The 11125-nt window shown below is 65.1% G+C and carries 6 protein-coding genes and 1 pseudogene; 6 read left to right on the top strand and 1 reads right to left on the bottom strand.

Annotated features, from left to right (window positions below; genetic code table 11):
- A pseudogene (locus WEA77_RS14880) lies at positions 1-242 on the top strand (hypothetical protein); the annotation flags it as partial.
- A gap of 30 nt (positions 243-272) precedes the next feature.
- A complete protein-coding gene (locus WEA77_RS14885; RefSeq protein ID WP_368068654.1) occupies positions 273-2504 on the top strand; it encodes a 3-hydroxyacyl-CoA dehydrogenase NAD-binding domain-containing protein in 2232 nt (743 codons plus the stop codon).
- 402 nt (positions 2505-2906) lie between these two features.
- Here the strand turns inward: WEA77_RS14885 and WEA77_RS14890 are convergent, their stop codons facing one another.
- Positions 2907-5585: a ribonuclease E/G gene (locus tag WEA77_RS14890; RefSeq protein WP_368068655.1), complete on the bottom strand. Its 2679-nt coding sequence runs from the start codon at positions 5583-5585 to the stop codon at positions 2907-2909.
- 512 nt (positions 5586-6097) lie between these two features.
- Between WEA77_RS14890 and WEA77_RS14895 the strand changes: the two genes are divergently transcribed.
- From WEA77_RS14895 to WEA77_RS14910, 4 genes are read left to right on the top strand one after another with little or no spacing between them, the layout of a single operon-like run.
- Complete coding sequence (locus WEA77_RS14895; protein ID WP_368068656.1) at positions 6098-7210, top strand: N-acetylmuramoyl-L-alanine amidase; 1113 nt, start codon at positions 6098-6100, stop codon at positions 7208-7210.
- A 60-nt stretch (positions 7211-7270) separates the two neighbouring features.
- On the top strand, positions 7271-8995 hold the full coding sequence (locus WEA77_RS14900; protein ID WP_368068657.1) for a tetratricopeptide repeat protein: 1725 nt from the start codon (positions 7271-7273) through the stop codon (positions 8993-8995).
- Between the two features lie 25 nt (positions 8996-9020).
- Complete coding sequence (locus WEA77_RS14905; RefSeq protein WP_368068658.1) at positions 9021-9899, top strand: 4-(cytidine 5'-diphospho)-2-C-methyl-D-erythritol kinase; 879 nt, start codon at positions 9021-9023, stop codon at positions 9897-9899.
- Complete coding sequence (locus WEA77_RS14910; protein WP_368068659.1) at positions 9863-10966, top strand: glycosyltransferase family 4 protein; 1104 nt, start codon at positions 9863-9865, stop codon at positions 10964-10966. Before WEA77_RS14905 ends, WEA77_RS14910 begins: the two co-directional genes overlap by 37 nt.
- Positions 10967-11125: the final 159 nt, after the last annotated feature.

Raw genomic sequence — 11125 nt, forward strand, 5'->3', positions numbered from 1 at the left:
CCGCCTCCTCGCCGGAGCGCGATCTCTCGTCCACCGACCTTATGCGTTACCTCGATTACTGTACGGAACTCCTGTCGCTGATCGGCAAGCTCGCCGCGCTCTACATGCAGGGCGTGCGCGACGAAGTGGTGATCCACACCGTCAACGAGATCGAGGGTCTGACCACCAACCTGTCCAGCAAGATCTGGCAGAAGATCATGATCATCCGTTCAGAGATCGATCTGCCTGTTCCCCAATCCTGACCACAATTTCCGAATACAAGGAGCCATTCCATGAACCTCGAAACCTTCAAATGGGACATTGATGCCGATGGTATCGCCCATGCCATCTTCGACGTGCCAGGCCGCAGCATGAACACGCTGACTGGCAAGGCGGTTGCCGACATTATCGCGATTACCCAGGAAGTCGCCACCAACGACGCCATCAAGGGCCTCGTCATTTCCTCGGGCAAGGCGAGCGGCTTCTGCGCCGGTGCCGACCTCGGCGAGATGGGCAGCCGCGCAGGCGGCGGGGAGAAGAAGGAAAAGTCCTTAGATGAACTCAAGAAGGAACAGTTCGACGCGGGCTTCTCGCTGAACGGTACGCTGCGCAAGCTGGAGACCTGCGGCAAGCCAGTGGCCATAGCGCTCAACGGTCTCGCCCTCGGCGGCGGTCTCGAAGTGGCTCTGGCGGGGCATTACCGCGTCGCCGCGAATGATAATCCAAAGCTGCAGTTCGGCCTGCCGGAAGCCAAGATTGGCCTGCTGCCGGGCGCCGGTGGCACGCAGCGCCTGCCGCGCCTTGTCGGCGTGCAGGCCGCGCTCCCGCTGATCCTGCAGGGCGAAAGCTTCACCGCCGAACAGGCCAAAGCGATGGGCGTCGTCAACGAACTTGCGCCGTCCACAGAGACTGTAGCCCGCGCGAAAGCCTGGGTGAAGGCAAACCCGAAGGCCAAGGCGCCCTGGGACGAGAAGGGCTACAAGGTTCCGGGCGGCGTGCCGCACAAGTCGCCGGGCGCCGGCCAGGTGGCTACGATGGCGAACATGATGCTGTCATCGAAAACCTATGGGAACTATCCGGCTCAGAAGAACATCCTCTCCTGCATCTATGAAGGCATCCAGGTGCCGATTGATGCCGGCCTGCGCATCGAGACGCGCTATTTCATCAACACGCAGCAGCGCCCGGAAGCGAAGGCGATGATCCGCTCGCTCTTCCTGTCGATGCAGGAACTCGGCAAGGGCGCCAACCGTCCCGCCGGTCATCCGAAGACAGAGTTCAAGAAGATCGCCGTTATCGGCGCGGGCCTGATGGGCGCGGGCATTGCCTATGTGCAGGCGAAAGCCGGCATCCCGACCGTTCTCGTCGATGTCTCGAAAGAGGCGGCTGAGAAGGGCAAGCAATACTCCGTGCGTCTCGTCGAGAAAGATGTTTCGCGCGGCAAGATGACGAAGGAAAAGGGCGATGCCCTGCTCGCGTTGATCACCGCCACGGACAATTACGATGACCTCAAGGGCGCCGATCTCGTCGTCGAAGCCGTCTACGAGAATGAAGAGCTGAAAGCGAAAATCACGCAAGCCGCCGAAGCGGTGCTGGGCGATGACGCCGTGTTCGGCTCCAACACCTCGACACTGCCGATTACCGGTCTTGCCAAGGCCTCGAAGCGTCCCGCGAACTTCATCGGAATCCACTTCTTCTCGCCGGTCGAGCGCATGGGTCTCGTCGAGATCATCAGGGGCAAGGAGACGAGCGAAGCAACCTTGGCGAAGTCCATCGACTATGTGCTCGCCATCCGCAAGACGCCGATCGTGGTGAACGACAGCCGCGGCTTCTACACCTCGCGCTGCTTCGGCACCTATACGCGCGAAGGCATGGAAATGCTGGGCGAAGGCATCAAGCCGGCGATCATCGAGAATGTCGGCCGCCAGGCCGGTATGCCTATGGGCGCGCTGGAAGTCTCGGACTCGGTCGGTCTCGACACTGCCCTGAAAGTGACACGCGCGATGGCGGAAGCCACCGGCATTGATCTGCAGACGGATGAACGCACGAACTTCCTCGCCTGGCTCGTAGAAGACCAGGGGCGTGTTGGCCGCAAGGCCGGAAAGGGGTTCTATGACTATGACGAGAAGGGTAAACCTTCCCGCCTCTGGCCGGACATCAACAAGCAGCTCACGCTCAAGATTGATGAGTGCCCGCCCGCGCTGAAGAAGGAGCTGACCAACCGCTTCCTGGTCCGCCAGGCCGTGGAAGTCGCCCGCTGCTTCGAGGAAGGCGTGATCACCGATGCGCGCGACGCTGACATCGGCTCGATCCTCGCCTGGGGTTTTGCACCCTTCACCGGCGGCTGCTGCTCCTATGTCGACCTGATCTGGGGCATCAAGGAATTCGTCGCCGAAGCCGATCGGCTTGCCGACAAGTACGGCGACCGCTTCCGCCCGAACAAGCTCCTGCGCGACATGGCCGCCAAGGGTCAAGGCTTCTACGACCGCTTCCCGCCGGCTGGCACGAAAGCGAAAGTCGCAGCTTAGGGTTTGCGGCACACAATCTGAAAGGGCCGGAGCATTTCTGCTCCGGCCCTTTTGTTTTAGGGCGGATTAATTCCAGATGGCTCCTCTGGCGTCACCCGCCATCGGCACTGCCGGCCTGAGGACCCATCTCCCGATCACTCCCTACGACCAATGATGGTTCGTCGGCGTCCCGGTTTTGCCGGCAGGCGAAGACCCGGCGCAAAAGGAAAGTCCGGGTTCCAGGCAGTTACCCCGCACAATCCCGGGGTGACGGACAACGACTGTGGTGGATGCAGACCGGAAAGGAGATAGGCCTTCCGATCGCCTTCGGCCATCGAGGGTGACGCAGGAAGCAGGCGGGCAAAAAAACAAAGGGGGCAGCTTTCGCTGCCCCCTCATCCAGTCAGAAAATCCGTTCCCGGATTACTTCTTATTTCGGTTCCACCAGCCGGCTTTTCTCGGGCCTTCGGCCTGGGGCGCGGGTGTGGGCGCAGGTTCCGGTGCGGAGGGTGGTGTTTCGGCGACTGCCATCACGGCCTCGGGCTCAGGCTCAGGCTCTGGCTCAGGCTCAGGCTCAGGCTCTGGCTCTGGGACTTCTGCCACAGGTGCCGCTTCAGCCGCAGGGGCCTGCGCTTCCGCCTCTGCTGCTATTTCAGCCGGCGCAGGTTTGGCGCGGCGGGTGCGGGGCGCGCGGGGTTTGCGGGCGGGGGCTTCTTCGGCGTCCGGTTCTGCGTCCGCAATCACTTCAGCTCCGACCGGTTCGGCGTCGTCCTCGTCCGACAGCATCGCTTCGGCGCTGGCCGAGAGACCGTCGAGATAGGCGCCGCCATCAGCTATGGCGGCGATCTCTCCGCCTTCGGCAGGGCCTTCGCCCGGGCGGCGGCGGCGGCGTCCGCGCCCGCGCCCGCGGCGGCGACGCTTTCGCGGTCCTTCCTCGCCATCGGCGCGGGGCTCTACGCCGGACCCGTCCCCCTCGTCATCTTCCTCATCGTCGCCGTCTTCATCGGAGGCGACAACCGCATCGCCGGAAACCGGCGCGTCGGCATCAACCACTTCGAGACCGGTCTCGCGGTTCTCCGCGCGATTGCGGCCACCGCGGCGGCGGCGGCGGCGTTTGCGTCCGCCGTTTCCGCCTTCACCATTGTCGGATTTTTCGGCGCGCGGCTCGGCGGCGTCATCGCCGTCCTCGTCCGCGTCCTCGGTGATATCATCGATTTCTTCGGCGTCTTCATCGTCCCCGTCGCGGGCCGAGGCAGGGGTCGGCTTCATCAGCGAGCGCGGCGTTGCACGCTTCTTCGGCTTGGCGTTCGGGTCGCGTTCGGCATCGAGCTGGAAGTCGCCCGGCAGCATGTCCTCCGAAGAATGGATCGACACGGCAAACCCGGCGACGCGCTCGATCTCGATCAGCGCTTCGCGTTTGTTGTTGAGGATATACAGGGCCACATCCGTAGGCGCCTTTACCGAGATGCCCTTGAGGGCGCCGATGGCGGCGCGGGCTTCGATGGCGCGGATCAGTTGCAGGGCCGCCGAGGGGATCGAGCGGCGGCGGCCGGTGCCGTTGCAAGCTTCGCACGGATCGGAGGTCGCCTGGAGAACGCCCTGACGGCGGCGCTGGCGGGAAATTTCCATCAGGCCGAATTGCGAGATGCGGCCATGCTGGACGCGCGCGCGGTCAACCTTCAGGCATTCCTTGAGGCGCTTCTCAACGGCGCGGTTATTCTTGTTCTCCTCCATGTCGATGAAGTCGATCACGATCAGGCCGGCGAGGTCGCGCAGGCGCATCTGGCGGCAGGCTTCCTCGGCCGCTTCCAGGTTGGTGCGCACGGCGGTCTGTTCGATATTGCGCTCGCGGGTCGACTTGCCGGAGTTCACGTCGATGGCGACGAGGGCTTCGGTCTGGTTGATCACCAGATAGCCGCCGGACTTCAGTTGCACGGTCGGCGAGTAGATCGAATCGAGCTGGCCTTCCACGGCTTCGGCGACGTAGAGCGGGTCATCCTCGCGCCATTGCTGAACCTTCTTGGCCTGGCTCGGCATGATGATCTTGGCGAGGTCTTTCGCCTCGCGGTAGGCCTCGTCGCCCTGGACCCAGACTTCCTCGATCTCCTTGTCGAACATGTCGCGCATTGCGCGGTGAACAAGCCCGCCTTCGGCATTGATCAGCGCCGGGGCTTCGGAGGTCAGCGTCTTCTCGACAATGGTTTCCCAGAGTTTGGAGAGGTAGTCATAGTCGCGCTTGATCTCGATCTTAGTGCGCTTGGCGCCGGCGGTACGGACGATCAGGCCCTGGCCGTCCGGGATGTCCAGCTCCGAGACGATGGATTTCAGGCGCTTGCGGTCCGCCGAATTGATGATCTTGCGCGAGATGCCGCCGCCCCGGGGGGTGTTGGGCATCAGCACCGAGTAACGGCCGGCGAGCGAGAGATAGGTGGTGAGGGCGGCGCCCTTGTTGCCGCGTTCTTCCTTCACGACCTGAACCAGCATGACCTGCCGGCGGCGGATCACTTCCTGGATCTTGTAGCGCTTGGAAACCGGCGTGCGGGTCGAGGCCGGGCGAGCGGTGCGTTCGCTGCGGGCGCGCTGGCGGGGCGCGCGGGGTTTCGGGGCTTCGTCGCCGCCGTTTTCCTCGTCCTCGTCGTCTGCGCCGGATTCGACGTCTGCTTCGGCTTCGTCGCCGTGATCATGGTCTTCATCATGGTCATGGTCATGGTCGTGGCCGGAATGGTCATGGCTGCCCCGGTCCATCTCGGCGGCGACGCCGTGGGGAACATACGGGCCGTCATCATCGTCCTCGGCCTCAATGGCGGCAGCGGCCTCTTCGGCGGCTTCCTTCAGCAGGGCTTCGCGGTCCTCGGCGGGCAGCTGGTAATAGTCCGGGTGGATCTCGCTGAAGGCGAGGAAGCCGTGCCGGTTGCCGCCATACTCCACAAAGGCCGCCTGGAGCGAGGGCTCCACCCGGGTCACTTTGGCGAGATAGATGTTGCCGCGGAGTTGTTCGCTTCCGGTTGATTCGAAGTCGAAATCGTCAACCTGACCGTTGTTGACGATCGCCACCCGCGTTTCTTCGGGATGGGCGGCGTCGATAAGCATCAATCTGCTCATGTAACAGAACCTTTCGGTCCGGCGCGGCGGGCCAGGGCGCTATGCGCCTCGGTTGGCCCCGAAGGCCGGCAATATGATTTGAAGGGAATGCCACGCCGGACGGCTCCGCGAATCGCATTGGCGACCCGGCGGTTCCTGTATTGGCAGCGGCACAGTTGCGCATTGATCCTTGCTTTCCGGAGCGCGCGACCCGCTTGCCTTTCCGGGGAAGCCGGGATGGTGCGCGATAGAGGGAAACCTTTGGGCCAGACCTTTTGGACGGCCACGCATTAATAGTGCCCAATTTCATCCGGAAATGAAAGGGCCAAATTCCGAAGGTCCTGCTGCCTGGCGTAAAGGCCCGGTCAAGCGGAGGTTAATCTTCCCCGGTCTAAGAGGACAGTTAGTGTATTTGCCACAGCTTGCCGGGCCTGCTGACTGATCCGATGCCGAGATTCCTGCTTATCCTGTTGATTCTACTGGGTTTCGGCTGGTTTCAGCCGGCCTCAGCGGATGTCACGCAGGTGCGAATCGTGGGTGACGGCGCCCCCACGCGTATTACCATCTGGACCGATGTGGCCGAAACAGCTGACGGACTGCTGACGGAGCTGCCCGGGGAACGCAGGGTTGTGTTGCCGCTCGCTCAGAACGGGTATTCAGCCGCCGGCGAAGGCAATGGCGGGGTCGAGGCCTGGTCGCTGGAACCGGGGCGCCTTGAATTCGTGCTGGACCGGCCGATGGCGGTAACCCGGATGCTGCGCCTGCCGCCGACCGGCAAGGAGCGCGCCTACCGGGTGATCCTCGACCTCGATACGATTTCGCCGGCCCGCTACACGGTTTCGGCCCGGCGCGACGTCAAGAAGCTGGCCAAGCTGGAAACCGAGATGGCAGAGGCGCGCGCCAGGGCGTCGAAACAGCTGGCGGGCGGCAAGCTGCCCTATGGCCGCGCCCTTGGCGGGCCGAGCCGGCATGTTGTGGTGATCGATGCCGGGCATGGCGGCAAGGACCCCGGCGCGATGGCGCTGGCGGGGGGCAAGGAGAAGGACATCACGCTCAAGGCGGCGCTGGCCCTGCGCGATGTGCTTGAGAAGAGCGGCAAGTATGACGTGCGCCTGACCCGGGATACCGATATCTATGTCGAGCATGAGGACCGGGTGACGCTGGCGCGCAAATGGGGCGCCGAGCTGTTCATCTCGCTGCATGCCGATGCGGCGGGCTCCGCCTCGGTGTCCGGGGCGTCGGTCTACACAATCTCGGCCCGGGGCGAGACGCGCATCGACCGGGAGGCGACGAAGAATGACTGGAAGATAGCCATCGAGGACGGCACGCCCGAACAGCTGAACGGCCTGCTCGAGGATCTCGTCAAGCGCGAAACCAAGACCCGCTCGGCGGAGTTTGCCGAGCTGCTGCTGCCGCAATTGCAGAAGGCCGCGCCGGTGCTGCGCAATACCCACCGCAATGCCGGTTTCTATGTGCTGCTGGCCCCGGATGTGCCGGCGGTCCTCTTGGAACTCGGCTTCCTGACCAATGAGGCGGATGCCAAGCGCCTGCAGTCCGATAAGGGCCGCAAGGCGGCGGTGGAGGCGATTGCCGGGGCGATAGACATCTATTTCACCCAGCAGGACCGCCGCCTCGCGGCGAACTGACAGCGGGCCAGCGGCGCGCTGCCACTTGCCGCATCTGCCGGATGCTGCGAATTTCCGACAATGAAACCCCACCGCTTCCTGCTGGCGCTCGCGCCGCTGCTTCTGGCTGCTGCCTGTGCCAGCGGACCCTTTTCCAAAACCAGCTATCCCTCCGGCGACCGGCCGGACGAGGCGCGGGCCTATAGCGACTTCATGATCGCGCGCTTTGCGGCGCTGACCAATGATCCGCAGGTGGCAGCGCGCCATTACGCCTCCGCGATCAGTTCGGCGCCGGAAGATACGGGCGTCGCGGAGCGGGCGGTGTTCTCGGCCTTGCTGGCGGGCGACTACGGCGTGGCCGCGGGCCTTGCCCGCCGCGCCAATGATGCGGGCAGCGAAGCGGCGCTGGTGCGCCTGGTTCTGGCCGTGGACGCCATCGGGCGCGGCAAGACAGACGCCGCCATCGAGATCATCGAGGCGAGCGACCTGCGCGCTTTCAACCGGATGATCGCCCGCAATCTGGAAGCCTGGAGCCTGATGGCCTCCAAGGGCGCACCGGAGGCAGAGGCAATGTTGCAGCAGAACCTGACCGGCGATCCGCGCCTCGACAATGCGACCCTGCACATGATCGGCCTCGTGCAGACGGCAGCAGGAAAGGACGAGGCGGCGGTCACCACCTTCGACCGGATCTGGGCCTCCGGCGCGCGCCTCGCGGTGGGGGCGGAGACCTATGCCGAACTGCTGGCCGCGCGCGGCGAGCCCGGCAAAGCGGTGGCAATCCTCGACCAGTTCCGCACCGAGGTAGGCGTCAACGCCTCGCTCGCCGCATTGAAGGCGCGCATCGAGGCGGGTGAGAAGATAACGCCAAAACGGCTGACGACCCGGCAGGGTGCGGCGCTGGCAATGTTCCTGCCAGCCTCGGCGCTGATGCTGCAGACGGATGACGATATTGCCTCGGTCTATTTCGTGCTGGCGATTGCGCTGGACCCGCAGCTGCATCAGGCGCGCACGCTGCTCGGCCAGTCGCTGGTGCAGGGCAAACGGCCGGACGCGGCCATCCGTGTGCTGAGCGAAGTGCCGGCGTCCTCGCCTTTTTATGCGGTGGCGCGCGGGCAGATTGCGAGCACGCTGCTGTCGCAGGACCGGACGCATGAGGCGCTGGAGGTAGCGACCGGCGCGCTGAAGGCAAAACCCGAGCGCGCCCTGAAGATGCAGGTCGCCGATCTCAACCGCGCGCTGGACCGGCATGTCGAAGCCGAGACGATCCTCACCGACGTAATCGCGGGCGATGTGGCCGAAGGGCGCAAGGACTGGCGGGTGTACTTCCTGCGCGGCGCCTCGCGCGAGCGCCAGTCGAACTGGGACGGCGCGGAGGCGGACCTGAAAGAGGCCCTCGCTATCGACCCCCACAATTCGAACGTGCTGAACTATCTCGGCTATTCCTGGGTCGACCGGGGCATCAATCTGGAAGAGGGCTTCAGCCTGATCCGGCAGGCGCTGGTGCTGGAGCCGCAGTCGGGCCATATCGTCGACAGCCTCGGCTGGGCGCATTATCGGCTTGGCCAGTATGACGAGGCGGTGGACCTGCTGGAACGCGCGGTGGAGCTGCTGCCCGGTGATCCAGTACTGAACGATCACCTCGGCGATGCCTACTGGAAAGCCGGGCGCAAGAAAGAAGCGGGGTTCCAGTGGAGCCGGGCGCTGAAACTTAATCCGCCTGCGGATGAAGGTGTGCTGATTGCACAGAAGCTGGTGGCCGGGCTGGCGGCGGGGCCGTCGCTGGCGGGAACCAGCGCCGCGCAATAGGCAATACGCCGGGGAGGGCGGGAAAATGACCGAGCTGAAAGCCTGGGCACCGGCCAAGGTGAACCTGTTCCTGCATGTCGGCCCGGTGAAGCGGAATGGCCGGCATGATCTCGATTCGCTCGTCGTGTTCAGCGACGAGCATGCGGCGGACTACCTGACGGCCAGCCCGGCCGAGGCGCTGAGCCTCGACGTATCCGGGCCGTTCGCGCCGGTGTCCGGGCCGGTGGAGGACAATCTCGTGCTAACGGCGGCGCTGGCCCTGCAGGGCGTATCCGGCTGCACCAAGGGCGCGGCGCTGTCATTAAAGAAATGGCTGCCAGTCGCGGCGGGGATCGGCGGCGGCTCATCAGATGCGGCGGCGGCGCTGCGGCTGTTGACCAAGCTCTGGGAGATTGATGCTTCGTATTCGGAGCAAGTGGCGCCGGGGCTGGGGGGGGATGTGCCGGTATCGCTGGCGGCGGTGCCCGCGCTGATGCGGGGCGAAGGCGAGCAGGTGGCGCCGGCGCGCGTGCCGTTCCGTATCCCCGCGCTGCTGGTGAACCCGCGCGTGACCTGCCCGACCGGGCCAGTCTTTGCCGCCTATGATGCGGCGGCGGGCGGCGGAAATTTTGCAGAGATCGATCCGCTGCCGGGTTTCCTCGACAAGGACCATCTGACCGACTGGCTGGGCTACCAGCGCAACGATCTGGAGGCGCCGGCGATGGCGAGGGTGCCGGAAATTGCCGAAGTGCTGGCCTTCCTGCGGGCGCAGCCAGGCGTGCGGCTGGCGCGGATGAGCGGTTCGGGCGCGACCTGCTTTGCGATATTTGACGCGACCTCTTTTGCCGAGCGCGCCTCGGTGGTTCTGAAGGCGGAGCAGCCGGACTGGTGGTCAGTGCCGACGCGGCTGGGGGCGGCGCCATGATCGCGCTCGCGCTTCTGATTGTGCCGGGTACGGTCAGCCTGTTCGTCTGTTGGCTGATGATCCGGCTCGGCCCCAAGGATGCACCGGACGGCGTGCGCAAGACGCAAGGCGCGCCGGTGCCAAGTTCGGGCGGGGTCGCCATCCTGGCGGGCCTGATCGCGGGCGCGGCAGTGCTGGCGATATCCGGCGCGCCTGCGGGGTCGCTGCTCGCCGCCGCGCCGCTGGCGGGGATCGCCGGCTTCACCGTGTTTGCGGCGCTGCTCGGCTGGTATGACGATGCGGCGGGTATGCCGGCGCTGCCGAAGCTGCTGGCGCTGCTCGGGGGAGCAATCATCGCGGCTCAGCTCGGCCCTGAACTCGGGCATCTGTGGATCGGGCGGGAGGGCACGGCGCTGGCGGGCTATGCCGGCCTCGCGATCGTGGCGGCATGGGTCTTCGTGATGGCCAATGCGGTGAACTTCATGGACGGCGCCAACGGCATCGCTATGGGCACGGCGCTGATCATCCTGGCGATGCTGTGCTTCCTGCTCGTGCCGGTCGCGGTTCTATCGGACGCGCCGGCGCCGGAACTACTCATGGCCCTGCTGTTTGCGGGGGCGGCGGCGCTTGCCGGCTTCCTGTTCTGGAACCTGAAGGGCCGGCTGTTTGCCGGGGATGCAGGATCATTGTCCGTAGGCGGACTGATTGGTGGCGCCTCGGCCATGTTCGCCGTGGACGGACCGGTGCTGGTGCCGGTGACGCTGTGCCTGCCGATCCTGATAGACGTGTTCATGACGCTGGCCTGGCGCGCCCGTCATGGCCGGCCGCTGATGCAGGCGCACCGGGATCATGCCTATCAGCTGCTGCTACGGTCCGGCTGGACGCATGGGCAGGTGGCGCGGCTCTGGTGGGGCATGACGGCGGTGTGCGCGGGCGCGGTGATGGCGGGGCCATTTGCCGCCGCCGTAGGCGTTTATAATGCCGGCGGGCTGGCACTGGACGTGGTGGTGTTCGCGGCGCTGCTGGTGTGCGGGATTGCGCTCTGGGTGCGCCAGCGGATGGTGCTGGGCAGGGCCTCGGAAGGTTAGGCGATTGCGGGCAACACCTTTGTACTGAGCGGGGGGCGTTCGGTGAACAGTGCGGTTCCAGGGTCACTCGGCCTTCGGCCTTTGCCGGGACAGATTGTATGGAACTAATAGGCCCGGCTGACGCAGAAGTCGGCGAGGTCTTCCAGGGCGTCGCGATAA

Origin of the sequence: Hyphomonas sp. (genome assembly GCF_040882205.1) — a bacterium.
Lineage (GTDB): Bacteria > Pseudomonadota > Alphaproteobacteria > Caulobacterales > Hyphomonadaceae > Hyphomonas.